Origin of the sequence: Tahibacter soli (assembly GCF_025717065.2) — a bacterium.
GTDB lineage: Bacteria > Pseudomonadota > Gammaproteobacteria > Xanthomonadales > Rhodanobacteraceae > Tahibacter > Tahibacter soli.
The window spans coordinates 47030-73477 of record NZ_JAOVZO020000011.1 but is presented as its reverse complement, the minus strand read 5'-3'; the positions used below and the strand labels follow the sequence as shown (position 1 = coordinate 73477).

General features: G+C 65.2%; 18 protein-coding genes. 5 read left to right on the top strand and 13 right to left on the bottom strand.

Annotation, left to right across the window (positions count from 1 at the left end; all coding sequences use genetic code 11):
* The 3 genes from OD750_RS08435 to OD750_RS08425 form a co-directional block, all read right to left on the bottom strand.
* On the bottom strand, positions 1–1366 hold a 1366-nt coding region (locus OD750_RS08435), incomplete at its 3' end, for a hypothetical protein (protein ID WP_263541146.1).
* A gap of 1192 nt (positions 1367–2558) precedes the next feature.
* Positions 2559–2864 carry a hypothetical protein gene (locus OD750_RS08430; RefSeq protein ID WP_263541145.1) on the bottom strand — a complete coding sequence of 102 codons (306 nt, stop codon included), beginning with the start codon at positions 2862–2864 and terminating at the stop codon, positions 2559–2561.
* Positions 2865–2980: 116 nt separating this feature from the next.
* Entirely contained in the window at positions 2981–4558 is a 1578-nt protein-coding gene (locus OD750_RS08425) for an NHL repeat-containing protein (RefSeq protein ID WP_263541144.1), read from the bottom strand.
* Between the two features lie 331 nt (positions 4559–4889).
* Between OD750_RS08425 and OD750_RS08420 the strand changes: the two genes are divergently transcribed.
* Complete coding sequence (locus OD750_RS08420; RefSeq protein ID WP_263541143.1) at positions 4890–5759, top strand: NPP1 family protein; 870 nt, start codon at positions 4890–4892, stop codon at positions 5757–5759.
* A 409-nt stretch (positions 5760–6168) separates the two neighbouring features.
* On the opposite strand, the gene OD750_RS08415 is transcribed toward OD750_RS08420, so the two are convergent.
* The 5 genes from OD750_RS08415 to OD750_RS08395 form a co-directional block, all read right to left on the bottom strand.
* Positions 6169–6393, bottom strand: a complete 225-nt coding sequence (locus OD750_RS08415) for a hypothetical protein (RefSeq protein WP_263541142.1) — start codon at positions 6391–6393, stop codon at positions 6169–6171.
* A gap of 85 nt (positions 6394–6478) precedes the next feature.
* Positions 6479–6982 carry a hypothetical protein gene (locus OD750_RS08410; RefSeq protein ID WP_263541141.1) on the bottom strand — a complete coding sequence of 168 codons (504 nt, stop codon included), beginning with the start codon at positions 6980–6982 and terminating at the stop codon, positions 6479–6481.
* Positions 6979–14298 (bottom strand): SpvB/TcaC N-terminal domain-containing protein, encoded by a 7320-nt coding sequence (locus OD750_RS08405; RefSeq protein WP_263541140.1) that lies wholly within the window; start codon positions 14296–14298, stop codon positions 6979–6981. The genes OD750_RS08410 and OD750_RS08405 overlap by 4 nt, the downstream gene beginning before the upstream one ends.
* Before the next feature lie 535 nt (positions 14299–14833).
* The gene (locus OD750_RS08400) at positions 14834–15250 is read right to left on the bottom strand and encodes a hypothetical protein (RefSeq protein ID WP_263541139.1); all 417 of its coding nucleotides are present in this window, start codon (positions 15248–15250) and stop codon (positions 14834–14836) included.
* Positions 15251–15410: 160 nt separating this feature from the next.
* The gene (locus tag OD750_RS08395; protein WP_263541138.1) at positions 15411–16421 is read right to left on the bottom strand and encodes a hypothetical protein; all 1011 of its coding nucleotides are present in this window, start codon (positions 16419–16421) and stop codon (positions 15411–15413) included.
* A 460-nt stretch (positions 16422–16881) separates the two neighbouring features.
* On the opposite strand from OD750_RS08395, the gene OD750_RS08390 reads away from it, so the two are divergent.
* Both OD750_RS08390 and OD750_RS08385 read left to right on the top strand, forming a co-directional pair.
* Positions 16882–17214: a hypothetical protein gene (locus tag OD750_RS08390; RefSeq protein ID WP_263541137.1), complete on the top strand. Its 333-nt coding sequence runs from the start codon at positions 16882–16884 to the stop codon at positions 17212–17214.
* A 352-nt stretch (positions 17215–17566) separates the two neighbouring features.
* Positions 17567–18061, top strand: a complete 495-nt coding sequence (locus tag OD750_RS08385) for a hypothetical protein (protein ID WP_263541136.1) — start codon at positions 17567–17569, stop codon at positions 18059–18061.
* 37 nt (positions 18062–18098) lie between these two features.
* Here the strand turns inward: OD750_RS08385 and OD750_RS08380 are convergent, their stop codons facing one another.
* Positions 18099–20738, bottom strand: coding sequence for an RCC1 domain-containing protein (locus tag OD750_RS08380; RefSeq protein ID WP_263541135.1), 2640 nt, complete (start codon positions 20736–20738; stop codon positions 18099–18101).
* Between the two features lie 194 nt (positions 20739–20932).
* On the opposite strand from OD750_RS08380, the gene OD750_RS08375 reads away from it, so the two are divergent.
* Complete coding sequence (locus tag OD750_RS08375) at positions 20933–21739, top strand: helix-turn-helix transcriptional regulator (protein ID WP_263541134.1); 807 nt, start codon at positions 20933–20935, stop codon at positions 21737–21739.
* Positions 21740–21760: 21 nt separating this feature from the next.
* Here the strand turns inward: OD750_RS08375 and OD750_RS08370 are convergent, their stop codons facing one another.
* The gene (locus OD750_RS08370) at positions 21761–22219 is read right to left on the bottom strand and encodes a nuclear transport factor 2 family protein (protein WP_263541133.1); all 459 of its coding nucleotides are present in this window, start codon (positions 22217–22219) and stop codon (positions 21761–21763) included.
* Between the two features lie 415 nt (positions 22220–22634).
* Between OD750_RS08370 and OD750_RS08365 the strand changes: the two genes are divergently transcribed.
* Positions 22635–23324: a hypothetical protein gene (locus OD750_RS08365; RefSeq protein ID WP_263541132.1), complete on the top strand. Its 690-nt coding sequence runs from the start codon at positions 22635–22637 to the stop codon at positions 23322–23324.
* Between the two features lie 839 nt (positions 23325–24163).
* Here OD750_RS08365 and OD750_RS08360 read toward each other — a convergent pair.
* The 3 genes from OD750_RS08360 to OD750_RS08350 form a co-directional block, all read right to left on the bottom strand.
* Positions 24164–24808, bottom strand: a complete 645-nt coding sequence (locus OD750_RS08360) for a hypothetical protein (RefSeq protein WP_263541131.1) — start codon at positions 24806–24808, stop codon at positions 24164–24166.
* 24 nt (positions 24809–24832) lie between these two features.
* Complete coding sequence (locus OD750_RS08355) at positions 24833–25621, bottom strand: DUF899 domain-containing protein (protein WP_263541130.1); 789 nt, start codon at positions 25619–25621, stop codon at positions 24833–24835.
* Positions 25622–25754: 133 nt separating this feature from the next.
* The gene (locus OD750_RS08350; protein WP_263541129.1) at positions 25755–26435 is read right to left on the bottom strand and encodes an outer membrane protein assembly factor BamB family protein; all 681 of its coding nucleotides are present in this window, start codon (positions 26433–26435) and stop codon (positions 25755–25757) included.
* Positions 26436–26448 lie beyond the last annotated feature (13 nt).

Below are 26448 nucleotides of genomic sequence, written 5' to 3'. Positions count from 1 at the left end.
AATCCGGCCAGGAAGCAGCGGCGGATTTGGCTACCCGGTTCAAAGCGGCTCTTTGCTGCTCACTAACGCCTAATCGGTGTGCGTATTCCGTGAAACAGGCGAGCAATTGGTGAACTCCAACTTTTCCTTGTCGGTAGAAGACAAGGCTTGGTCCTGGCGCACTTATGCACATTGCCCCTTCGATCAATGTTTCGCGAACGTGCAGCGCCGTGCTGCCGTCGAACGGCAGAAGAGGAAGCACCAGACGCGACGACTCCGGCAAGTTACTCAGCAGCAGTTTATCGCCGGTCTTTGTTCGAGGCAGAGAGATTGAAATCGCACGGTCGGGCTGTCGCGTCAACGCAACTAGAAACGGAGATTCGTTGAATAGACGAGTTAGTAAAGTGCTTCTGCTTACCAGTCGAAGAGTCTTGTCCAGTTTGAGCCAATCAATTGCCAGCGGCGACGGTACCGCGAGTCCGCTTAGAACCTCAGCGTCTGCCATCCCGACCCTGAATTCCGCAAGAGAGTCGATTCGCCCGAAACTGCTCGTCACGGCAGGCCCAAAACGAGGCACTGACCCCTCGGCAAGGTTTCCATTTCCTGCTACGACGACAAGTCGCGGCTCAGGGTCACCCAACGCCAACTCCAGGATTCGACCGCTTCTCCCGTCAGCCAGATAGACCCGAGCACTGATACTGGACAAGCAGGATGTAGTGACTTCCACACTGCCGGTCATGCGAGCGTCATTCTTAAGAGTCAGAGACTTGCATCGAACACCACTCTCCGTCCAATCTCCAATAGAAAAGACTAGGGGGTCGTTCTTCCAGAACAGTAAACGGGGGTGTGGCCCGATTGTGTTGAGAGCTTGAATCCCGTAGGGACGCTTCAACTCGATTCTTGCTGTTTGCATTTTCAGCTCACGCGCATCTAAAAGCCCCAAAGAATTATTGGCGTCTGCGCTTAGAAGGCATGGTCTCAGGAATAGCGGACCTGTTGAGAGAATGCCAAGTCCACCGTCTTCGAATTCAACGACAATGACGTCGGAAGAAATAGACAGACGGACTGGGATTCGCTCCCCAAGGTCAATGGTTGCTCTGTGCTGGAGCTTCGCGCCGGCAAATATGTGGACTACGGGCTTCCCCATTTCCAGAACTGCAATCGCGCTCCTCGCCGGCACTGCTGCGGCTTGGTTTATGCAAATAGGCTCGCCGTTCCATTCATTGACGAGCGGGTGAGCGAGCAGCCGGGACTCCGGTACCGCGGCAGGGAGGGCAACAATGTCTTGCACCTCGCGCAGCGGCCAGAACCTTCGATCAGACAAAGCACGTTCGTTCTGAGGCCTCCGAAGCATCTTGCCTAGACTATTCCACCACTCCGTTTCCATCTGGTCACCTATACGTTGCGACATATTATTGTCGACTTGCGGCGCGCAAGACTGCTGACGTCGATGTAACTAGGCTAATCGATTTGTAGGCCTGCAGACGGAACGCCCCACGGATCTTGGGCCAGACCTTAGTTTGCAGGCCTCTACTCCTCTTGCCGAATAGTTGCGCTTAGGTCAAGCGCGCCCGCAAGTTGCACGCCATCGGGACAACGTGCTGCGAGAGCGACTGACCTCTCAGCGTCGGCCAGTTATCCAACGAGACACTAATTCCAAGCTTGCTTGGCACAGATCTTCCACGTGCTTCAAGCGAGCAAGGGTCTGTAACGTCAAGTATTGGCGATGCTGAACTCGCCGAACTCATTGAATTGCATCACTTCGCGCCGCCGGCGGTGACTACGATGTAGGCCAAGTGTTGAGCCAAAGGTATTCGTCGCCGCTGAGCTCTACGCACTCTAATGTCCGTTGCGTCCAGGAACGACAGAGCGTGGAATTGTGGGACGGGGCCACGCCACCACCCTACGGCGAGTATCAAGTGAGCGATCTTGGCACCCAGCACCGCTAGTATCCAAAGCAGCTATCGAGGCTTGGACACAGCTCGGGCAGACACTTTCCGTGTCGGCACATACAAAAAAGCAGTACCGTTCCATCTAGTGCGGTCAATTTGCCGACCTGAGAAATCCACAGAAGTTCTACACTGCACTTCTGATATTTCCCCATTTTCCATACGCCTGCGTTCATCCCGAGCCTGTCGGCGCCGGCCCCTTCCTGGCCGGCGTAGCTGTCCATCCCATGGAGATACACCGATGGCTCAGAACATGATTTCGATCAATTGGACCGACGCCGAACTCGCGGAAGTCGATCAGGCGCTGACCGTTCTGGAAACCCGCCTGGCAAACCTGTTGGCGCTGACGCCCGCGCAAGTGCTGGATTGACGAAGATGGACGACAAGTCCGAGGCGTTCTGCCGGCAGACGCTCGCGGTGCTTTCGACGAACCCGCAGATCCTGCCGCCCACGTTCAGCCTGCCCGACACGGAAGGCGACCTGCGCGCGTTCCACCAGTTGCGCCCGCGCCTCGCCCGCCTAACTCGTCTGACCGACGGCGTCAACAACACCGACAGCGCGCTAGGCAACGCCAAATGGAGGCGTCGCCGGAACGCAGGGCGCCGCCGAACACAGCGCACAAACCGAACGTCAGGAGACCCGGTCTCGTTCCGAGCCCCGAAGCAACCCCCGCAACTCCGGCCACCCCACCAACACCCAGATCAACAGCGCGCTGCCGCCGATGACGAACAGCAGCGGCCTCACATTGAAGTGGTAGTTCGGGTGCCAGACCACGCCCAGGGCAACGACGCCGACGGAACAGCACAGCCACTCGATCAACGCGAACAGCGTTGCCACGCGGCCGACCGTGTAGGGCCGACAGCGCTTCAGCAGAACCAGGCCGAGCAGAAGCCCGAGCAACGCCGATGTCGACATCACCAGAACGGGCGCGTTCATGGTCGGCTGGCCTTCTGTCATCCCGGTGCGGCCTGCAATCTACGCCGGAACAGACAACCGCGACCATCACGCCATGCGGCGTCGGCTTGACGTAGCGCACGAGGAAGCGCGACGCCTCACTGCGACAGATCGAAACCGTTGGCGAAGATGCGGTCGCCTTCCAGCCGCATGCGCATCACCGAGCCGTAGCGCGCGTTGCCGTCGGTGCTCGCGTACGCATAGCCGGCGGCCAGCAGCTTGCCGTCGGGGGTGAGCGCGATGGCGTTCGCGCGGTTGTCGCGGTCCGTGCCGGCAATCGGGTAGCCGTAGGTCATCCGCCCCGGCAGACTCGCCGAGAGATTGCCGAACGAGCCGTCGGGCGACAGGTCGGCATTGAGCCGCATCAGCAGCGAATCGCCGAACGTCCATGACGCGAATGCCGTGCCGCCGCCCAGCACCAGCTTGCCGTCCGGCTGCACGACCAGCGTGTCGGCGTACGCACCGGGGCTGATCCACGGGTCGGTCGGCGGATCGGCATCGTAGGTGACGGCCGAGAACGACGTTCGGTCCAGGCGCGCCGCCATCATCAGCGGTTGACTGCGATCGGGCTGCGCACGAAAGCCGGCGATCACCAGCGATTCGCTGCCCAGCGGCAGGTTGGCCACCGGCGCGTGCACGATCGCGTTGCCGTCCACCATGAAACCGGGCCCGAAGGTCACGAGCGAACGGCCGCCGTTGGCATACCCCGTGTTCGTGGTCCACCGCCAGGCGCCGCCCGCATTGCCGATGATGGTGTGCTTGACCACGGCCGTGTCGCCGCAGCCCCGGATCAGCACCGGAATGGCCTCGCTCACGCCCGCGTCGAACTTGGTCAGGTCGGCCACATCCATGTCGGCGCCGTTGGGGCACAGGCCGCTGCCGATGCGCAGCATGGCCCACTCGCTCGGCAGGCCCACGTCGCCGCCGATCACCGTGCCGCAGGCCGGCAGTGCCGAACCGCAAAGCGTGCCGTTGAGATCCATCAGCACCAGGCCCAGGTCGTGCGGCCCCATGAGGCCGTCGCGCACGTTGCCGCCGACGATCAGCAGGTTAGGCACCGGGCTGCCGTTGCCGAGCACATCGAGATCGGCCAGGTGCAGCGCCTTGCCGGCATCCGACGGCATGCCGCCGCGGCGAAGACGTCGCAGGCCGGCCGTTCCGAACGTGGTGTCGGCCTGGCCGCCGGCGGTGAACTTCCAGACGGCCATGTCGCTGCTGCCGTCGGGATTGTCGATGGTGCCCACCACGACCATGCCGCCGTCTGGCGTGGCCACCGCATCGTTGGCGCGCCAGTCGTAATCCTCGCCCACGTAGATCACCGTTCGGCCGCCGCCGGTCGCGCCCCAGGATGAGTCCCAGGTTCCATCGGACAGGATGCGCACCGCCACCGGCACCGACGAGGTGCTGATCGGCAGGTCGTACGGCGTCGCCGCATTCGACCAGACGATGGCCGAACCGTCGCCGCGCGGCAGCACCTTGAACGGCGTGACCTGGGCCCAGTTCAGCACGCCCGGCGTTTGCACCGGGTCGCGCGAGACGATGGCGAAGGCCATGCGGCCGGGGTCGCCCGGCGGGCCGAAGGCGGGATCGAGGCTGCCGTCAACCTGGGCGGCGGACCATGACGGCAACAGCAACAACGAGACGAAACCGACGGCGAGAACAGCGGAACGGAACATGGGAACCCTGGCGACTCTGGCACGGGACCGCCGCGCCTCCGCAGGGTCATACGTCATCGCCATGGAAACCTGACACGCCCGCGGTGCCGGATTGTCCGCGCGATCGGCACAAGCCCGAAAGCGGTTTTGCCCGGCCCGCAACCACGCCCGGGCGGGCGCCGGACAAGTTGCGGCGCCCGTGGCACGACTGCGCAATCTGCGCTATTTTTACAAATGCACGCGACGTTCCCGCGCCGTGCCCAAAACCCGTTGGTTCAATCGCTCTTGCACGTCAACACCGGCAAGCCGTTTCGGCTGCCGCTTCGCCAGCCCTTCGAACAAAGGAGTAGCCATGACATCGCCATTGCGTGGGTGGGTCGCCCTGGTGGGCCTCGTCGCGATCGCCTCGGCACCGTCCACCGTTTTCGCCGACAAGGTTTGCGAGGCCAGCTGGGCGAAAGTGGACAGTTGCAGCAGTGGAAAGGACCGCGCCTGCCTTCCTTCCCTGCCGCACAACGACGATCCGGAAGCGGCGAAGTGGGCGATAGGCTTCGACTACCTGCGTGACGGATGCCTGCCCTCGGCCGGCGTGAGCATCGACGGAACACCGAACCCGGGCATCAAGCTGGGCGGCACCACCGACGGGCACTGCGCCTGGAAGAACCAGCTGGCGTATTCGAACACCTACTACCGCGGCAAATGCGTGGTGTGGTCTCCGGCGGGCGAGCCTCGCAACAAAACCTATTGCGCGCACATGTACGCGCAGTATTTCGTCAAGGACCAGACCGGCAACGGCTGCATCACCGGCATCGGATGCGGACATACCAACGACTGGGAGTTCGGCATGGTGTGGACCACCGACGACGTGCTGACGCACGCGAGCATCAGCGTGCACGGCGACGTGGAGACCAAGAAGATCGACAACGTGGTGCGTGACGGCAACTCGGTTCGCATGGTCTACCGCAAGAAGGCCAGCACGCACACTATGACCTTCGCCGAACCCGGCGAGAAGCCCGTCAATCCCTCGTGCTCGTGGTTCACGCCGCCCATCGTGACCTGGGACCGGATGCACGGCGACGGCCAGGCGGACAACAGCTACCTCAAGGGCGTGCTGAACACGCACAACTACGGCAAGGCGATCGTTCCGTTCAACGACAAGACCTTCGTGAAAAATATCCGGAAGGGTTTGCCCAAGAGCTATCCGCCCGCCGATCGGTGGTGATCCATCGCGGCACGGGTCTCGCTTGGGGATGCATTCGGCAGCAGACGATAGTGCCCGGCGGACTGGCTGCATCGATGCATCGCGACGGTGCGACGGCTCCTGAGTACCGTCGCGGCTCGCGTAACGCACCAAGCATCCGCAAATCGCGAAAAGGCCACCATTCGATTTTGAATGAGCGACGGTGCGACACGATCAGCCCGCGAAAGTTCTATGCCGCGCTTCTGATATTTTCCCATTTTCCATAAACTTGCGTTCGTCCTGAGCCTCTCCGCGCCGGCCCCCTCCTGGCCGGCGCAGCTATCCATCCCATGAAGATACACCGATGGCTCAGAACATGATTTCGATCAGTTGGACCGATGCCGAACTCGCGGAAGTGGACCAGTCGCTGGCCGTGCTGGAGCCCGCCTGGCTAACCTGACCCTATTGACCCACCGTCCGCGAAATAGCCGATCACTTGAATAAGCTTTCCGTCATAGCGCTCTGGCTTCACGATGAGTTCGTACATAGAAACTCGACAAACGCGCTCTCCGACGTCATCAAACATGACACGGTGCGGGCTTTTATTTTCCTCCGCCATTGCCAAATTGAGCATACCGATCACAACCATCGCAATACCAAGCAGGAGTCTGATCACTTGCCTCACCTCTGTCTCGAATTCGGTGGCTCGACCCCCGAAAAATCGAGCGCGTTGACGCAGATGCCGCCCCCAGTCTCGACAGCTATTTTTGTTCGCCTACGGAAATTCGACGCACATGGGCAACGAGATCTTCATCCGATTTACTCCCGGAAAGAAAAGCAGTCGCATAATAGTTTACTCTCTGCTCCACAACGCCGCCCTCCGACTGCGCGAAGAAATGGACCCCGTTCCGACCCACCTCCTTCGATTTGCACTCGAACGTCGTCAGTCCGTTGAAGCCGCGACGCGACAGCACAGGTTTTCCGACACACACTTCCGTCGCGAGGTGCCGTGCGCCATCTGACTGCTTGACCACGTTGTATTCAGCCCAGAACACGACGTAAGAAATATCGCTGCGCGTCCTCAAATCGTCACACGAGACCTTTTGCATCGAAAAAGAGAAGCCATGAGAAGGAGCCGGCGGCGTCTCCGCGCAGAAAGCAGAAATTCCTTCGTGCCTGAACGAATAGCCGTAGTTGTCAGACAAATAACAATCCTCCGAACAACCGGAGATCGCACTCAGCAAAACAAAGGATATAGAGATCATGGCTTTTTTCCATTTAACCAAATTTCTTTCCGCAGCTTGATTGTCTCTACCTGACCCTTCACGTCAGACGACCATTTCTTGTTTTCTGTGTTATACACTCTCGGAGGGCTCAATAGATTAGTGATGAACTCGTCTATCGAGCCAGCACTTCTAACTTGATTGCCAAAAGTATTGATCCAGAGATTTATAGCGGCCTGGGGAGAGCTGAACTTTATGTTTGCACCTCCCGCCTTTGTTAAGCCGAACGGATTGTTCAATCCACGATTGTGGCTGTTGTACCAGCCGCTTTCGTACGAGGAAAGTGCAAGCATCCAATCTTCCTCCAACTCCAAGCCTTTTGCCATTTCTTTCAAAGGCTCGTATAGGTCTTCAAAGAAGGCGACGACATAGTCCGGATTGGAGCTGATTTTTTTCTTGACCGGCAAGTTCATTCCGTCGTGCGCGCCATCGGAAGCGGGCTTGTTGCGCATCTGACCTCTTGCCGGCCGGTCTTGTGCTTTTGCTTGTCTGTCACCCGCCTTGCCATTGTCGGCTGCAATCGCCCCCGCCGCACTGTCGATCACGCTGGCCTGCATGACATACCCGCTACTGGACCCCGCCAGCGCGACAGCGAGCGATGCTTGTCCGCCCTCGCTCGGATTGACCTCCACGTAGGAGAACGACGATCCACCAGTACCACCACCAGCGATACGGCTGCCGGTCAACGACGTCGCTTTCACCAGCTTCGCGGGCTGGTCCGGCATCGTGCACCCACCCGCCTTGCTGCCTGCGCATTCGTCCTTAGCCGCCGCATAGCCGCTCGGATCGGTCCCGCTCAGCGGGTTGTTCTGGATATAGCTGTACGGATTCAACGCCTGGCTGCCGCCGCCCTGCACGATCGGATCGACACTGAGGAACCGCCCCAGGTTCTGGTCGTACACGCGCCCGTTCATATGCACGAGCCAGACATCGTCAGCCTGCGTGTGCGCGGTAAAGCCCCGGTTTGTCGCGGTGAGATTTGCCTGCCCGGCCGGCCGGTTCGTGAAGTCCGCGTTTCTTGCCTTGCCGAACGCGTCGAACTGGCGGCGTTCGTTGACGGCCATGCTCGCGTCGCTGACCGCGATCGTCGAGCCGAGCCGGTCGCGTAGCACATAGCTCACCGTGTCGGTCGTGCCGACGCGCGAGACGATCACCGGTCCCAGTTCGTGCCGGTGCGTGACGGTTCCGGCGATCACCTTCTCGTACCCGTTCGGGCCGTAGCGCGTCGTTCCGCCGGCGGCGATCTCGACATAGCGACCACCCTTGGCGTCGTAGGCGTAACTCATGCTGCCGTCCGCCGGGCCTCCCTGCAAGGTTTCTGGGGCGCTGCTACCGGCCTCGAAGCCATTCTTGAAGATGAGGTCGCTGCCGCCGCCGCCCGAGCCGCTGGCGTCGCGCGCGATCGTGCGCGGGCGGTTTTCGACGTCGAAGCTCGCAGTCAGCGCGCTGCCGCCGATCACGTTGCCGTTGGCATCGCAGGCGTAGGTGACCGTGCCGCCACCGGGCATCGCGACGCCGCTCACGCCGTGCGGGCCGCAGCCGTTGCCGCCGTAGCTGTACGCGTTGCCGCCGGCGCTGAAGTCGCTCTTGCTCGTGAGATTGCCCGAGGCGGAGTACGCGAAGCTCGCGCCGCCGCCGCTGGACAGCGTGGTTGCCGTCAGACGTTGGCGCGCATCGTAGCCATAGGTTTCGGTGACGCCGCCGCGCTGCTGCGACTTGAGGTTGCCGAGCGGATCGTAGGCATAGTCGAAACGTTCGACCGTCGTCGGCCCGTTCCTCCACTGCAGTTGCTTCGCCTGGCCGGTGCTCGCCGCCCACGTATGAGTGCCGGTCAGGCCGTTGCCGAACGTCTCGGCCGTGACCTTGCCCCAGGCGTCGGCGGCGGTCGCGGTCCAGTAGATCGCCCCGGTCGCGCGGTTGTTGAGCTGCCGCACCTGGCCATACGCGGTGTAGCCCGTCTCGACGGTCAGGCCGCTCGGATAGCTGCGCGTCCATTCGCGGCCGTTGCTGTCGTAGGTAACAGCACTGATCCAGGTGCCGGCTTCGCCGTCGATCGTGCTGGTGATCGTCGACGGACGGCGCGTTGTGGTTTCGTAGCCGTATTGTTCTTTCCACACCTGTACGGCGCCGGCGATCGTCGTGCCGCGCTTGCGCAGGATCGAGGCCAGTTGCCCCGGGCCGTTGGCCGGATCGTAGGCCCACTCGTCGACGATCGTTTCGTTCGTCATGCCAACCGGCAATGGCGTCGGCGGTGGCGGCGGCGTTCGCGTCGTTTGCCGCACGCGGCCGGCAAGGTCGCGCTGGGTCACCGTCATCACGGCGCCGCGTCCGTCGGTTTCCGAAACGAGTTCGTCGAGACCGTTCTGTACGAAGCTCCATGTGCCCTGATCGGGATCGACGCTTTGCGTGCGCCGGCCGCGCGCGTCGTATACCGCGATCGTGAGCACGCCTTCGTTGTCCTGGATGCCGACGGGCTTGCCGTTCGGATCGACCCAACTGCGCGTGGCCGTGTTGCCGGCATCGACGCCGTACATCACGCTGCCGAGCACGTTCGTATAAGCCTTCGTCTCGTAGCATGCCGTGCCCGCGGCGCAGGGCAACGCCGGGTTCAGCGTGTTGTCCTGCACGCGCGTTGTCGTGCGCCGGCCCGCATAGGTCATCCGGGTCCGGCGATCGCCGTTGCCCGGCGCGAGATCGGTGGCCGGATCAATCTGCACCGCGAGACGCCCCTGTCGGTCGTAAGTGCGTTCTTGCCAGAGGTCGGTCACGGCATCGGCATAGCGCGGCATCGACTGACGGTGTACTGCCCCCATCAGGTCGTATTCGGTCTTGGTCACGATGAAGCGGCCGTCGAAGCCGCGCTGCGCGGCCTTGACCGGCCGACCGAGCCGGTCATTCCACGTCACCGTCGTCGGTGCGCCGGCCTTGACGGTCGTCGCGCAGTACGCGGCATAGGCTTCGCCCCCTCCGCCAACCGTACCGACTTCTGTCGAGCAGCGCCCCGCGGCGTAGCGCGTCAACGCCATGCGCGTCTCCGGTTCGATCAGCGCGCTGTTCGTGCCGCGCGCCTCGACCGCGACCGGCCGATCGAAGGCGTCGTAGGTCGTGACCGCCGAGGTCAGATTTGGCGCAATCGCGCGTGATACCTGGCCGTCGCGCGGACGCCGCTCGGTCGTCACCACGTGGCCGACAGCATTCGTCGTCGTCAGCACGAAATAGCCATCGTCGGCCGCGGCGATGCCGTTCCTGGAATACGTGTAGCTCGCGCGCCGCGCGGTACCGGCATCCGGTGCGCTGACCACCATGCTGCTCGGCAGGCCGTAGTTCGTGCCGCCCGGCGGCGACGGACAGTCGGCGTTCGCCGTGCGATAGCACCACGCCGTTTTCGCCTCCTGGCCCGCGATGCCGAACTGTACGACTTGCCGGCTCGGCGTGCGATCGGCGTTCCAGGCATACCCCGTCGTCAGCGTGCGCGGCGGCGCGGCGACGCCGGCGGGTGGCGTGTGCCCCGCGCTGTACGTGATCGTCGCGGTCGTGGTTTCGCTGTCGAGCTGGTCGAGGAACCACGTACTCGTGCTCGACGTGAACGCACGTTCCGTCGTGCGGCGATGTTCGGCGACGAAAGGCCCGTCGGGGTAGGCGCCGCCGCCGAGATCACGGCTCGTGACGACTTCATGGCGCAGGTTGCCGAACGCATCCCAGCCCGAGGTTGTCGCACTGCTGCTCGCGGCGTTGAGCGTGTCGACTTCGCTGATCGCCGCGCTGACACCGGCCTCGGCTTGCACCAGGTCGTACGTCGTTGCGACCTGGTGATCGAGATACGGGAAGTACACCGTATCGCGTTGTGGAGAATTCGGCGTTGCGCCGTCGCCGGGGCAGACCTGGCGCTCGCTCGCGCCGAGCGTGCAGCGCCAGTCGTTGGCTTCGCGCGAGATCGGGAAACCCGGCTGGCTGCTCGGTGCGACGGCGACCGACGCGGCTTTGCCGGTCAACGGAAATTTCTGGTGGAACGTCGTCAGCGTCCGCAGTTCGCGGTCGACCGCCTGATCGCCCGTCGCAGTGTATGTCGCTATCTGACGGAACCCCTGGAAGCCGCGCCCCTGGTGGTTGTACATCGCCTCGGCGTAGGTGAAGACCTGCGTCCGCGCGCCGGAACTGCCACCGATACCGTTACTGCGCAGCAGCGCATAGACGACCGGCATCGACGAAGCGAAGTAGTAGTGCCGCGCGTCGGTATAGCGCTGTGCCGGAATCGCATAGAACGGCTGGCCGGCGACCGTGAAGTTCGGTACCGACAGACCCACGCCGAGCGGCAAGTGTGTCCAGTTCGCCGTGTCGCCCAGGCCGTTCGTCGCACCGGTCATCAGTTCAGGCAGGCGCGGCAGATCGCCGATGGCTTCGACCGCGGCCGGCCGCGGCAACGCACCCGACAACGTCGGCGTGATACGTCCGACGCCGACGTTTTCGCTGACGTAGGTGTAGCGCTGCGCTTCGAGGTCGGTCACCGGGGTACCGTCGGGCAGCGTGTCCGGTCCGAGCCCGCTGCCGTAGAGCGCCACGGCGTCGTAGCGTGGCAACGTCGTCACCGGCTTGTAGGCGTTGCCGATGTACGCGATCTCATCGGTCAGGCCGTCGCCGTACATGTCGAAGCTCGATTGGCCGCGCACGATATCGGTTGGCGTCGCTTCGATACCGAACGTGGTCTCGCTCGTCTGCACGAAGCGCAGCGCGTCCATGAAGTAGGCGCTCGGGTCAAAGTCGCCGCCGAAGCGGCCGGCTTGGCTACCGTCGGTCGCGTCGCCGCCCGGCGCGTACATGCCGTAGTACTTGTTCGGCGGTGTCACGATCAGGTCGCCCGGCGCAGGATCGAGCGCGCCCGTCTGCGGATTTTCCGGACACCAGTAGTGGTAGACCTCCTCGCCGGGTTTGCTCGGATGCGCGGCGACACGCCGCACGCACAACCGCGCGGCGAACGCGCGCGGCACCAGCAAGTCGGCGCGGCCGTCGCTGTCGACATCGGCGGTGCGCGTGAGCGCCGTGAACACCGGTTGCCAACGTACGCCGCAGTGGTTGTTCGTCGTGTTCGGTTGCGGATCGTTGACGCAGCGCTCGATGCCGCGACGGCTCGTCGTGATCATTCGCGCGCCGAGGACGCCGCCTTTGTTCAGGCGTACGGCCCAATAGCCGATGCCGTCTCCCCCGATCGCAATCGAGATCCAGTCCTGCAGACCATCGCCGTTGACGTCGGCCCACACCGTGTACGCCTGCTTGTGCGTCTCGTCGGCCGCGAGCGGCGGATTGGCGAGCCCTGCGATCGAGGCAATTTCCTGGCCGGTACCACCGAGTGTGTACGTACCGCCGGTATTGCGGCCGAACCAGACCTTGAGCGTGCGGTTCTGCTCCGTCTCGTCGGCCGGGCGCGATACGAGTGCGTCGGGCAGACCGTCGCCGTCGAAGTCCATCAGCGAGATGCCTTCGGAATGCACGGTGCTGCCGCTGCCGGGCACGTTCGCAAGCGCGCGCGTGACGCTCGGCGTCGCCGCGAACGTGGGTACGAGCGGATCTGTGCCGGCTTGGCCGAGATAGATGCGCAGTTCGCGCGGCGGCGATGCCGTGCCGCAGGTCATGCTCGTCGGCACTTCGAGCAGGAGGTCGGCGCGGCCGTCGCCGTTCATGTCGGCGAACGACACCGCCTCGCAGCCGACCGCATCCGTCGGACTCGGCAACGGCACGGCAAGATCGTACGGCGTGAAATTGCCAGGCAACCAGCTCGTTGCGCCGGTCGTGGTCCAGACGCCGACATAGATCTTGCGTTGACCGCCGACGACGCGGCGGCCGACCAGATCGGTGCGGCCGTCGCCGTTGACATCGGCGAGCTGGGTGCCGGCCGACAACACGCCCGGCACACCGAGGCCCGTATCGGCGTCGACGATGCCGCGCAACTGGCGGTCGGTCGTGAATGCGGCAAGATACTGTTTGGGCACGCCACTCGCGTTGTAGTGCGTGATGCCGAGTTCGCGCGTGCCATCGCCGTCGAAGTCGCCAAGCTCGCGGACGTACGAGGGACGCGCGACGTTGACGGTGCCCTCGGGTTCGGTCGGATGGCCGGCAGGCACGACAGAATTCGCGTCCGGCTGGTCGAGCTGCGCCGACGTCAGGCCCGGAATCGTCAAGCGCTTGAATTCGTGCGGCCAGCGAATCTCGCCGCTGTCGGCATAGGTGAACGTGGTCGGGGAGTGGCAGACCGGCGTCGCGCTGCCCGGCGCATAGGCGCACTCGGTCACGCTCTCAAGCACGCTGTGACCACTGTAGTTGCTCGCGTGATAGGCCAGCGCGTACGAGCGCACCGCTTGGCTGCCGTCGTGCGTGCCGATCGCGCTGAGCCGGCGCGTCTGGCGCGTAACGCCGCCCGCGACGTAGGAAGACGTCCGGTCGATCGCCGGGCGTTCTTCGTAGAGCAACGTGACCGAACGATCGCCCGGATCGGCGCCGAAGCCGGTGTACTGCACGCCTTGCAGCAGTACTTCGCCGACGCCGTATGTGCCGGTCGCATCGCTCGATGCATAGGTGTAGGTGACGGTGTTGCCGAGCGAGTCGACTTCGCGTTTCACCATCCACGACAACGGCGCTGTGACGCCGCCGGGAATCACGCGCGCGCCGTCGCTGCAGCTGATGCCGATCGGCGTGCCGCCGTAGTAGCGCACCACGCCGGACTTCGATTCCACTTTGAAACAACTGCCGGCGCCGCCGAGCGTGTCGCCGAATTGCGTGATGCGCGCGAAGCTGTCGATCTCGGTGCGATAGACCGCGCCATTGGCGCCGTAGCCCGCTTGCCCCGCGATCGGTACCAACGTAGTCGGGTTGACCACGATCAGGCGCTGACCATCGAGGCAAAGTCGATCGGATGCGTCGCCGCGCACCGCGCGCGCCTCGCCGTCCTGCTCCGGCGTACGCGGACAGCGATGGATCGACGACGTGCCGCCAAGCGACCAGCCGAGGCCCGCCGTTCCCGCGCCGCTGCGGCTCGAATACGACAGAGACAACGACGGTTGCATGCCGCGGCGGCCGGGCGGCAGCGTGATCGGAATCGTATACGACGCCGCACCGCCTTCGGCCATCGCCTCGCCGGCCATGGTGCCGACCGTGGCGTCGTGCGGGGGCAGGTCGGCCAGTACGCCGAGCGGCGCGTCGAGTGCGTACGAGCCGCGGATCGGTACGCCGACACCGGCGGCCAGCGTCAGTGTCGCTACGATCCACGCGACGGCAAGACGGTCGCGCAGCGGAATGCCTCGATCCATGTCCCATCCCCCTTTGTCGATCTGCAGAGAAATCGCCAGCCCGGCGCGTCCGTCCCGCCGACCCGATGCGCACCACTGCTGCGATGGCCGCCGGACTCTCATGGCGACGCCTCACGCGGTGTCTGCGGTTTATCGCAAAAGGGAGAGAAACGTGATCAGGCCGCGGGCGATCTGCAGTCGCAGAATCGACCGGCGGAAGCCTGCATGCGCGAGAGTCCGGATTTGCTGGAATTAGCACACCGTAACTTTGCTACAACCGTACAGATTCGTCTTGAATGGTTGACGAGCAACATCGCGCCACACGAGAAATGCAAAATATTGCAATCCGATCGCAACCGGCGGTTGGCATGCTGGCGCCCGCCTGCGCTGCGCGCGAATGCCGCGCCATCCCAAAGTAACCAAGCTGCCAAAAGATCCGTCGCGGCGAGACGAAGAACCTGCACACAAACCGCTGCACGGACGTACCCCTGCACATCCGGCAGTGAACGGTATGCGGTAGCGGTCTGCCGGCGCGATTGGCAGACCGCACGGCGCGTCATTCAACCGGCTCAAAGCGATCCCAACCGGCGCGAATAGCCCGCAGACCGACGATCGCGGCACTCGCCATCTGCCACGCGAAGCCGCTCTCCTCGCCCCACCCTTGCGAACTCCAGTTCGGCGACAGCACGGCCATGCGCATGGCGTCGTGCGCGGCGGATTCGTCGGCGAGCGCCAGCGCCTCCAACTGCGCGAAGAACGCGGCGCCGGCTTCGACGCGGCGGTTCCAGTGGTCGTTCGGCGAATGCGCGACGCTCCAGTGGTTGACGTATTCGCGGCCGCTTTCGCCGGCGTAGCGGTGGACGAAGCTCAGCGCTATGTCGCATTGCTGCGCTCCCTGCTCCGTTGCAGTCTCAGCTTCAGACCGCAGCTTCGTTTCCTGTTTCTCGACTTCCCTCAACGACGGATCGCACATGACGCATCTCCACTCGGGTTTGACGACATGGGCGACGCTAGTGGAATTTTTGGAGTGGGTGGTAGACACACCGTGTCACCATGCCACCCGTGGCCTCCGACCAACACCGGTAAATTGGGGAAATTTCACCTCGCCACAGCGATCGGGTATGTTCGATGGGTCAGGCTCCGCTGCCGACCCGCAACGAAACGGCAAGCGGAAGCCTCGCGTGGTGTTTTGCAAGCAACTCGGCGATCCGCCCCGCATCGAGAAAGGTGCCGTCGACCATCGACCCGCCCGACTCGTCCCGAAGTACCGCCAGATATCGTCGAATCGGCCGCCCCGTGGCACTCGATGTTGTCGCTCCGGCAAACACCTCCTCGCCCCAGTACTGCCACTTACACTGAAGCAACCCGCAAACATCGCCGTTCGCATCGAACCCGACACCGTCGATTCCGCCGTCGCCCACACCTCCAACCTGGATCCAGGTTTCACCGGAGTGCTCCAATTGCAGCAACGAAACCACCAAGTGCTCGAAGACGGTCGGCGTCGAGTCCTCTAATAGCCGTCGTTCGATCTGCCTCGGGTCGAGCGTCCATTCGCGAACAACACGACTCCTGTTTTCGAGCAACGCGTCCATGACGGGCGTGGGATCGCCACAGATCGAATCGGGATGAATCACACCGAAGGTTGATCTCCCGTAGAGAGATCGCCTGATCCATCCGGGAATTCGCGATACCGGCAAAGGCTTGAACTCGTCGACACGCCAGCATTGCCCGATGTCGGCCGAGTGCCACGTATCGTCGGTATCCGTGTCGCCACGCAGCGTCATGTACGCGTCGTACCACGCGGGGTTGTCGACGAGTTCGAACCCGCTTATGACCCGCCCGCAGTAAGCGACACCGTGTTCGGGCCGCGGAATCATCGCCATGGAACCCTCGACAACTTTGCCGACCAGATTGCGATTCGCGTTGTATGCCCTGCGCCGGTCCGACACCGAATGCGCAGCCAACCACGTGTCTTCATCACTCAGCAGGTCGACGACGCAGTTTCTCAGGTTTCGAGGGTCGTACTTCACGCCCGGCCTTGCTAGCGGATACCCGATGAAGATCCGCCGATGGTCGCGGGCGATCTCCACCGCATCAACGTTTTGCGGCTTGCAGCGCGAGAAGAAAGTTACCCTTTCAGTCATGAATCGCTCCTCGAATCATCCTGCTATTTAGCACCTGCCCTGCGAGTCGAAGTCGTGGGGCAATGCATACGAGACTATTGCTCCAAGGCCGACATAGACCAGAGACCTACTGCGGCCACGCTACTCTTTCGCGTCGGGCGGCGTTCTCTCACGCGATATCTCTCTGCGCCCCCTGGCAGCCTTCGCCGGCAACACGCTCATTACGCGAGTCGCATACTTCAGCAAGTGTCGAACTTCTACTGCCTCCCCGGCACAGCCGGGGGACTCCCGACTTTGTCTAGCTCAGGCACTAATTTGGACCGTGCCGTTGAGTGGTGACACTAGCCGTGAGCGAATCGCTCCGACTCAGTATGGACCGGCCGGATTCGATCGCAACGATGATTTCCCTCGCCCAGATGGCATGCAATATGTCCGAAGAAGTTACGCTGGCAGCGCCGCAGTACCTTCCGCTGACACCGCTATGAAGATCCATGTCGACTTCTCATTGTTCACCGAATCCGACGGTTCGTTCGGTACCGTCCACGGCTTCATTGAGTTCGCGTCGCCACCGCAAATCGGGGATACCGTGTCGTTCCAGTCGGGAAAGGCTGGCGTGGTGCTGGATCCGCGATCAGGATTCGTGGGAATGGTCGAGGTGCACGGACGGATATTCACCGCCAATCCTGATGAGCGCAGCGGAGTTTCGCTGTTGCTCGCTGACGTGACGGTTCCGACGCCCGATGCCGCACGAATCGCGGCGAACTACCTGGAGCGCGCGTTCGGCCTGTTCATCGACGTGTACAACGACAGCTGACGCAAGAAAGTCGCACGGCGCCGCCGAGTCGATATGGCCATCGACCGTGTCTCTTTGCGTACGAAGATCGACGCGATGCGCCATCTGCACGTCGCACCGCTTCGCCGGTTCTTTCGACGCGCGCGAACCGGCCTCGACCGTTTCACGACGCGCACCTGACGCCGGCACGGCTCCTGCGTCACACCCGCGCCGAGCCTTTGCCCCCTCCCACTGCGAGTAGCACAGCGCTGTGGATATCGCCGCACTCTGTGCGTTATGGAAAACGGTAACATTTTGTCTTAGCCGCACTCCGCCTCGCGCCGGAACCCGGCCGCATCCACGGCACGCACGCGTTTCCACCCAGGAGAGAAAGATGACGAAGTACGTCGGAAAGTGGGTTCTGCTCGTTGCCGCCAGCCTCGCCGCGCCGCTCGCGGCCGCCTGCAGCATCGATATCGAGGAAGGCCCCGGTTCGTGCAACTACCAGCCGCCCGGCGGCGGAGGCGGCACGCCGCCGACCTACACGCTGCAAGGCGTGATACAGCACGAAGGCAACGAGAGCGACAGCGGCGGCGGCGTGCATGCGCGCATCCGCGGCTACTCGCGCCTCGCCAACCAGAACAACGACCGCGTCGACGCCGACTACATCGAAGTGCGCTGCTACGCCTACGGCCCCACCGCCACGACGATGGACTACGACTCGGAAACCAACGGCGCGCTCGTCGATGTGCACTTCTATTCAAGTGCGCATCCGCCGATCGGCGGATCGGGCATCGTCAACGTACAGTGCACGCATCACGCCGAAAAGAACGGCGTCACCTACGACGCCACCAGCGCCACGCAGATCGCCATTTCGAACTATCCGTAAGACCTCGCCTTCCGAGCCACGGACGGCTCTCCGCGCATCACCGATCGCCGCCCCGCACGCCGACGGCTGGCATCTCGAACCCGTCGCGCATCAACACCAGCACCGCGGTGTCGCTGGCATTCGCCACTACCGCGCCGGCACTCGCGCTCACCGTCGTCACGACATCGCCGCCCGTCGCGTTCGCCCGCACCGGCGCCGTCACCGTCCACGTCAACATGCGACCAGCCGGCAGCACCACCGCACTGTCCTGCAACGCCCCGCTGCCCGATGCCGCGCACACCGCACCGTTGCCGCCGTTGGTACATGTCCACGTTGCGGCGTTCGCGTCGATCTGCGGCGGCAGCGTCAGCGCGATGGCCGCCGGGTTCGCCGCGCCCGTGCCGGTGTTCGACAAGGTCACCGTGTAGGTCAACACCTGGCCGTAGCCGACGTAGTCGCGGTTCGCGTCGATCGTCAGCGACAGGGTCGGCACCAGCGCGACGAAGCTCGCCGTGACCGCGCATGCCGCCGTGATCGCGCCGGTGGTGTACGTCGTGCCGGCGAGGTTGCCGCCGCAGCCGCTCACGTTCGCCTGGTAGCCGTTCGCCGGATTCACCGTGAACGTCGCGGTCTCGCCGTGATTCACGGTGCGCGATGCCGGCGCGATCGTGCCGTTGCCGCCGACCGCCGTCGCGGTGACCTGATACGCGATCGGCGTGAAGGTCGCCGTGATCGCGCAGTTCGCCGTAATCGCGCCGGTGGTGTACGTGTTTCCGGCGAGACTGCCGCCGCAGCCGGTGACGCTGGCCTGATGGCCGGCCGCCGGGTTTACCGCGAACGTCGTCGTCTCGCCGTAGTTCACCGTGCGCGACGGCGGCGTGATCGTGCCGTTGCCGCTCGTCACGGTCACGGTAGCGGTAACGGTGTCGATCGCGAATGTCACATTGCAATTTTTGTCACCGGCCAGGTTCAGCTGCGCCTGCTGCGGATTCGCGCCGTTCGCCGTGCAGTCGCCGCTCCATCCGGTCACGTGCCAGTGTGCCGCCGGTGTCGCGGCCAACGTCACGGCCGTCGCGTCGCCGGCAACGTAGGCGGCCGTGCACGGCGCGTTCGCCGCGGTGCACGCGACGATGCCGTTGCCGGCCGCCGGTGCCGGCGTCGCCGCCACGCTGCCCTGGCCCGCAACGTTCACGATCAGCCGGTCTTCGCGCACGACGCGCACGATGCGCAGCTGCTGCGGCGCGGCAGCCACGCTGCCCGACCCCGCCTGCGATGCCCGCACGCCGCACAGCATGCCGTCGACCGCGCCGACGGCCGGGCTCAACGTGTTGCCGCTGACGACGCACGCGTTCGCGCTCCAGGTGTCGAACGACACCGTGCCGCCGCTCGTGGCGCCCGCGGCGAGCGTCGCGGTGGTGGAGAGGCGCAGCTTCTGCGGCGCGTTGAAGGCGATCGACTGGCCCTGCGCCGGCATGTCGAAGCCTTGCACGGCGAGCGGGCCGACGTTGTAGGAACCGAGGTTCGCCGCGTTGCCGAGCTGGCCGCTGGAGTTCCACCCCCAGCATCGCGCACTGCCCGTCGTGGTCAGCACGCACGTGTGGCGTTCGCCGGCATCCAGGCTGCCGACGGAAACGCCGGCGACGACCGGGTTCCAGACCATGGCCGGCTGCCAGGTCGCGTTGCCGGTGCCCGCGTTCGCGGCGACACCGAGCTGGCCGACGTCGTTCCTGCCCCAGCAATACGGAACGCCCGCGTCGGTGACCGCGCAGGTGTGGTCGAGGCCCGCGGTGATGCGCGTGACGTTGGCAAGCCACACGTCGAGCGGACCGGGGTTGAGCGTGCCGGTCCCCGAGTTGGTCGGTGCGCCGAGCTGGCCGGCGCTGTTCGATCCCCAGCATTTGATCGCACCGCCGTCGAGCAGCGCGCAGGCGTGCGAGGCGCCGGTGGCGATGGCTGCCGCGCCGCCGGTGAGGGTCTGCACGGCCAGCGGACTGTCGTTCGCGTTCTCGGTGCCGATGTTGGCGGTGTTGCCGAGCTGGCCGCTGTCGTTGATGCCCCAGCACTTCACCGCGCCGACGCTCGTCAACGCGCAGGTGAACAACTGGCCGGCGGCGATCGCGACGACGCCGCTACCGAGGGTCTGCACGTCGAGCGGGCTGGCGTTGGCTGCGTCGTTGCCGCTGTTCGTGGCGTTGCCGAGCTGACCGTAGCGGTTCCATCCCCAGCACTTCACCGCGCCGCGATCGGTCAGCGCACACGTGTGGTAGTCGCTCGCCGCAAGGGCGATCACGCCCTGGCCGAGCGTGAGCACGTTCACCGGCACGGCGGACGACGACGACGCCCCGTTGCCGAGCTTGCCGGCGGTGCCGCTACCCCAGCACTTCACGGCGCCCTGTTGCGTGAGCGCGCAGTTGTGGTGGGAACCCGCGGCAACGGCGACCGCGCCGCTGCCGAGGGTCTGCACGTCGACCGGCGCGGTCGAGTTGGTACCTCCGCCGCTGGCGCCGTTGCCGAGCTGGCCGAACGCGTTGTAGCCCCAGCACTTCACCGCACCGGCGGTCGTCACGGCGCAGCCATGTTCGCTGCCGCCGGCCACCTGGCTGACCGTGGGCGTTCCCGACTGCGCGTGCGCGACGCCCGCCAGCCACAGCAAAGCCCACCCGGCACGCAGGCACGGCGCGAAGAGCGCGAGTTTCATGTTGGAACTTCCCCTGTAGAGTCGCGTGCGCGGCGCGCCGCCGGCCGGACCGCGGCAGCGTACGAAGCGGGCGAGTGTCGCGGTATAACCTGAAAAGGTTAGATCGTCCGAAGCGGGTATGCTGACGCGCGCCGTATCGTCGGCCGCGTCGAACGCCGGGCGCGCAGTGCCGCCGAAGAAGAATGAACGCAGCAATGAGCGAAGCGACGACCGACGACATCTATCGACTCTGGGACGAACTCGCCGATTTCCCCGTCGACCGCCCCGACGACGCAATCGATCACCTGCTCGCGCGGCTGTGCCGCATCTTCGACTGCGGCAACGCGCTGTTCGCGGTCGTCGTGCGACTGCCCGTACCGCCCGAGGGCGACCTGCTCGACGGCTGGCGTCCGCGCGTGGCCCGCCCGCTCCATCCGACGCCGGCGGTCGCGGCATCGGTGAAGACGCGCGTCGACAAGCTGATGAAATCGGAAGCCGACGCGGCGTCGATCGTCGCCGTCGCCGGCAACGAACCGTTTCTTGCGCGGCTGTTGTTCGAGGTGATGCCGCCGGAATGGTTCGACGGCCCGTTCTACCGGCGCCACTATCTCGAGGTGGGGCACGCCGACCAGCTGTCGGCCCGCTGCGCGATCAGCGACGACGTGCGCACGCATTTGTTTCTCTACCGCGGACCCGATAGCCCGCGCTTCACGGCCGACATCAAGGCGCCGTTCACGCTCGCGATCCGCGGGCTGCGCTGGCTGCAGTACCGGTTCGTGCTCAGTCACGGCATTCACGCGGCCAGCGCGCCGCTGACGCCGGCCGAGCGCGCCGTGCTGCTGGCGCTGCTCGGCGGCAAGACCGAAAAGCAGATCGCGCAGGCGACGGGCAAGAGCCGGAACACCGTGCACATCCACGTCAAATCCATTTATTACAAATTCGGCGTTCGCAACCGCCCGGCGCTGACCGCGCTGTGGCTGGGCCAGGGCGCCTCCGGCGGCAAATCGAAACCCGCGCAATGACGTTCGGCACCCGCGCGCCGATCACCGCGCCTTCGGCTTGCTGTACCACAACGCATTCACGATCAGCCAACGATCGCCGAAATTTCCCATGTGGAAATAGTCGACGAACCACGGCGTTTCCAGGCGAACCGACGCCGCGTTGCCGGTGATGTCGAGCACCGTGCAGGTGCGGTTCCATTCGCCGGCCGGCGTCTTCAGCACGCCTTGCTTGGTCAGGTCGACCAGTTCTTCCTTGCTCATGCGGCGCAGGCCGTACCGCTCGTACGGCGTGTCGCCGATCACCGCCCGCTTGGCGAGATCCGGATGCAGCGAGCGGGCGACGCGATCCGGGTTGCCTTCCAGCTGGCCGTCGACGTAGTCGAAACACGTAGCCTTGACCGCCTCGACGACCTTGGGGTCGGCCTTGATGTCGGCGCTCTGCGCCGGGCTGCCCGCGGCCAGTGCGACGGCGGTGATCGTGATTGCGGCGATGGATGTCATCTCTGTCCTCGAAAGGGGTGAGAGGAATCGGCGGTTGCAAGCCGTCAATGACCGGCAAACCGGCAGCGGGATTTCACTCGCATCATGCCGCTCGCGACCGTCGGCCACTCCGCGATACCGGCCCGCCTCGCGCAAAGGCCGTAGACGCGTCGCCGTTCTCGCACGCCGGCCGCGACATTGCCGCGCATCGACCGCCCGGCAAATCCGCCATGGATGCGACATCGGTCGACGGCGAGGTGCGCCGCTTCGAGCGCACCGACGGCCCGTCGCCGGGCCCAGCGACGATCGTTCTCGCGGCCGCCTTTTGCGACGCGGCACACCGGCGCGCGCTCGTTTTTTATACGTGTGAACCGCGATACTATCGGATTTGGGGAATTCGCGAGGACTGCGCCCATCATCCATGAGGATCGCATCCATGAAGACCTTGATCTCCGCACTCGCGCTCGCCTGCGTCTCGAACGTCGCGTTCGCGCAGTACCCGTCCGCCGACATCGGCAAGCGCTATGACGCGGAAGACACGCTGACGCAGGTCAGCGACGGTTTGTATGCGCGCGTCGGCGACGACGGAGCATCGTACGTCGCAACGACGCCGGCCGGGCAGCGCGCGCTGCTCGAAAAGCTCGTCGCCATTCGCGACGCGACGCCCGCAAGCCACGGGCCCATGCGCCCCGGCTACGCGCGCGAGGGCTTCTTCGACGACATCATCGCGACGCTGTCGGCGGACCGGCCCAAGAACCAGGACGTGTTCGGCGACTGCACCGGTCCGCACGACACCGGCCCGCTGCGCGTGCAGGCGCTGGCCGGCGGCGGTTTCGCCGGATCGACGTACGGCGCGAGCGCAATGACGACGAACGCGACGAGCCCCATCGTCAATACGACGAACTTCGCGTCGGCGGCCGTGTATGACGTCGACCACGTCGTGCTCTCGCAGCAGACGTCGACGCAGTACGGCGCGACGTCGGCGGTGGCGACGGCCTACAATGCCGCCAGGGGCTGCTTCGCCGACTCGAAGGCGACGATCACCTGCCCCGGCCACACGACGCCGTCGGTCGTCGCGATCGCGACGAACCGGCGCCAGTTCCCGACGCAGTGCGTCGTACCGTAGCCTCCCCGCCCGACGACCGGATACTGACCGCGACGTCACAGCCCCGGCGCACGGCCTGCGCCGGGGCTTCATGCGTCGCCGCGTCGATCGCCGCCGGTGGCCGTGAAACATCGTTTGCGGTCGTGCGCGATCCGCGAACGCGCATCGGGATTTCGGCGCGGCTCACAAGCCGCAGCTGCCGGACAGCGCGACGTCGATCTCGTCGCCGTGCATCTTCAGCCGCAGCTTCGTCGAATAGCTGTACCACTCGCAGTTCTCGTCCGTGGTGGGCACCGCAGACCGTTGCACGTCTGCAGGATTCCCTCGATCTGCGGCCTGGCGACGGCGAACGTCGACTGGTCTCCCGATCGCCGCGGTTCGTAGTTCGGGCGCGTGGTCCGCTCGAGTTTCGGCGTGCCGGGCGGCAGAAGCTTCGGCGACGGTCGGCGCCATAGCGAAATCCGACGACGTGGACCATGGCGTCGCACGCTTCGATCTGTTTCGTGAGTTTCTCGATCCGATTGCCGTGGTCGGGACCGAACCGCTGCCTGTCGACGACGTCGTAACCGATGCGCCGCAGATTCCATCTGTCGCACCGACGCCCGCGTCGCGCAACGGGCCGCTTTCGCCGCTTCGCGCGCGTGTGGGATGCCTGAGAGGTTTGCTTCGCGCGCGATACTTGCGTCGTCACGAGACGCCGTTCGCGGGGCATGGCGCGGTGCGCGGCCGAAAGGTATTGCGTGCCGTTCTTGCGGCGGTTCGCATCACGCCGACGAAGGCGACCGCCCGGAGCGTCGAGCAAGGCCCGCACCGGGAGCCTTGCTCGGGCAGACGGAATCGCCGCGCCGCGTGGCGTCGCGCTATCGGAACGCCATCAGCGCGAGCCCGGTGACGGCGAGCGCGCCGGTCCACGCATGCCGCAACGTCGCGTCGCCCCGCGACGTCGACATCCGCACCGCCGCGCGGCACACGCCGCTCGCCACCGCGCCCGTCGTCGCGAGCATCGCCGCGAGATGCACCGCGACCGCGATCAGCGCCAGCATCATCGATCCCGACGCGGTGATTTCCTTCGCCGGCGAATCGGACATGCAGATCGCCCCCATCGCCGGCACGAGCATCAGTCCCGCGCCGTGCGCGGTCGCCATCAGGCACGACCACGCCGCGATGCCGGCCTGGCTCGCGGGTTCCCCAACGCCGATGCGCGCGGCCGGCACGCGCGGCCATGCGCCACGCAGCAGCCGATACGCCGCCACGCCGATCAGCAACGCGCCGGCCAGCCACTGCGCGAGCGCGCGATCCATCAGCACGCCCTGCGTCACCGCGAACGCGACGATCGCGATCGACACGCCGTGTCCGAGCGCGATCGGCAGCAACGCGCGGCGTGCCGCGGCGCCGTCGCGTGCGCTCACGCCGCACGCGGCGGCGAACATCCACCCGTTCGCCGGGGAGAGGCCATGCAGGGCGCCGAGCCCGGCGACGGCGAGCCAAGGCCACCATGTCGTCATGACGTTCTCCCCGGCCGTCGCCGATCAGACCTGCGAGCCGCAACAGCCCGCTGCTTTCGGCGCGGCGTTCGCGGATGTCTGAGCCTCGTATCGGTCGTTGTGGCGCACCCACGCCATCGGGTATTCGAGCGCGTCTTCGTCGCGGCCGGCAGGCGTCAGATCGAGCAGCGCGTACGTGTGCATCATCACTTCCACGCCGCGGCCGAAGCGCGAGTAAGTGTGGAAAACGCTGCCTTCGTCGTCGCGCACGAACACGCTGATGCCCGGCGCTTCCTCGTGCGGAAACGGCTGCCTGACGTAGTTGTAGTCCACCTTGCCGCTCGTCATTTCGTCCTGCGTGAAGTTCACGCCGAAGTCGTGGTTGAAGTCGCTGCGATGCGACGACACCCAGCGGAACTGCCAGCCCATGCGCCGGCGGAAGCGCTCGAGGTCGGCGAGCGGCGCGCGCGACACGGCGATCAGCGTCACGTCGCGCTGCGCGAGATGGATGTTCGCGCCGTCGTTGTGGTCGGCCATGTACGAGCAGCTCTTGCAGCCCTGCTCCCAGCCCGGCGCGAACATGAAGTGCTGCACGAACAGCTGGCTGCGGCCGTCGAACAGATCGGCGAGGCGGCGCGGGCCTTCGGGCGTGTCGAAGACGTAGTCCTTCTCGACGCGCACCCACGGCAGCGCGCGGCGTTCGCGCGCGATCGCATCGTGCAGCTGCGTCAGTTCCTTCTCGCGCGCCAGCAGCGTCTTGCGCGCGGCAAGCCAGCGCTCGCGGGTGACGACGGGGTGTTGCTCGGTGTTCGATACGGCGATTGCGGCGTTCATGGTGTGCTCCTCGGCCCGATGGGCCTTTGGTGGATGAATGCGCGGGCAAGGCGCGTCCGTCTCCGGCCGACCGGCCGGAGTGAAAGGGTTTACAAAGAAACTTGAGACGAGCGGCGCGCGGCGGCGCGTATCGCTACGCGGTCTTCGGCCGCCGCACGGCGCGGACTTTTCCGGTCGGGCCGCCGCCGCAGTAGAAGAGATCGGCGCCGTCGGATTCGAGACCGCTCACGTTCGTGCCGGGCGGCATTTCGAGCCGTTCGAGCACGGCGCCGGTGTCGGGGTCGATGTGGCGCAGCTCGCTCTCGTCGCCGTCCCACGTGCCGTGCCACAGCTCGCCGTCGACCCACGTCACGCCGGTGACGAAGCGGTTCGATTCGATCGTGCGCTTCACCGCGCCGGTGGCGGGGTCGATCTGATGGATCTTACGGTCGCGGTACTGCCCCACCCACAGGCTGCCTTCGGCCCACGCGAGGCCCGAGTCGCCGCCGTTGCCGGGCGCGGGAATCGACGAGACGATGCCGCCGGTCGCGGGGTCGATCTTGTGGATGCGCGCTTCGGCGATCTGGTAGAGGTAGGTGCCGTCGAACGCGGTGCCGGCGTGCGCGGGGCAGTCGATCGTCCGCGCGACGCCGCCGCTCGCGGGATCGAACGCGACGAGTTTCGCACCCGTCGCCGCCCAGACGTGGCGACCGTCGTGCGTGATGCCGCCGACGTCATGGGCGCCGTCGAACGGGCCGTATTCGCGCACGATGTCGGCGATGCGCGCCGGCACCGGCTCGGCGGCGTCGCGGGGGCTCTTTTGTATACCTGGCATGATCCGTCTCCTG

Coding starts and splice junctions, on each gene's coding strand:
- OD750_RS08430 (WP_263541145.1), bottom strand. CDS start 2,864: ATGAACGCGCCCGTTCTGGTGATGTCGACATCGGCGTTGCTCGGGCTT.
- OD750_RS08425 (WP_263541144.1), bottom strand. CDS start 4,558: ATGTTCCGTTCCGCTGTTCTCGCCGTCGGTTTCGTCTCGTTGTTGCTG.
- OD750_RS08420 (WP_263541143.1), top strand. CDS start 4,890: ATGACATCGCCATTGCGTGGGTGGGTCGCCCTGGTGGGCCTCGTCGCG.
- OD750_RS08410 (WP_263541141.1), bottom strand. CDS start 6,982: ATGATCTCTATATCCTTTGTTTTGCTGAGTGCGATCTCCGGTTGTTCG.
- OD750_RS08405 (WP_263541140.1), bottom strand. CDS start 14,298: ATGGATCGAGGCATTCCGCTGCGCGACCGTCTTGCCGTCGCGTGGATC.
- OD750_RS08400 (WP_263541139.1), bottom strand. CDS start 15,250: ATGTGCGATCCGTCGTTGAGGGAAGTCGAGAAACAGGAAACGAAGCTG.
- OD750_RS08395 (WP_263541138.1), bottom strand. CDS start 16,421: ATGACTGAAAGGGTAACTTTCTTCTCGCGCTGCAAGCCGCAAAACGTT.
- OD750_RS08390 (WP_263541137.1), top strand. CDS start 16,882: ATGAAGATCCATGTCGACTTCTCATTGTTCACCGAATCCGACGGTTCG.
- OD750_RS08385 (WP_263541136.1), top strand. CDS start 17,567: ATGACGAAGTACGTCGGAAAGTGGGTTCTGCTCGTTGCCGCCAGCCTC.
- OD750_RS08380 (WP_263541135.1), bottom strand. CDS start 20,738: ATGAAACTCGCGCTCTTCGCGCCGTGCCTGCGTGCCGGGTGGGCTTTG.
- OD750_RS08375 (WP_263541134.1), top strand. CDS start 20,933: ATGAGCGAAGCGACGACCGACGACATCTATCGACTCTGGGACGAACTC.
- OD750_RS08370 (WP_263541133.1), bottom strand. CDS start 22,219: ATGACATCCATCGCCGCAATCACGATCACCGCCGTCGCACTGGCCGCG.
- OD750_RS08365 (WP_263541132.1), top strand. CDS start 22,635: ATGAAGACCTTGATCTCCGCACTCGCGCTCGCCTGCGTCTCGAACGTC.
- OD750_RS08360 (WP_263541131.1), bottom strand. CDS start 24,808: ATGACGACATGGTGGCCTTGGCTCGCCGTCGCCGGGCTCGGCGCCCTG.
- OD750_RS08355 (WP_263541130.1), bottom strand. CDS start 25,621: ATGAACGCCGCAATCGCCGTATCGAACACCGAGCAACACCCCGTCGTC.
- OD750_RS08350 (WP_263541129.1), bottom strand. CDS start 26,435: ATGCCAGGTATACAAAAGAGCCCCCGCGACGCCGCCGAGCCGGTGCCG.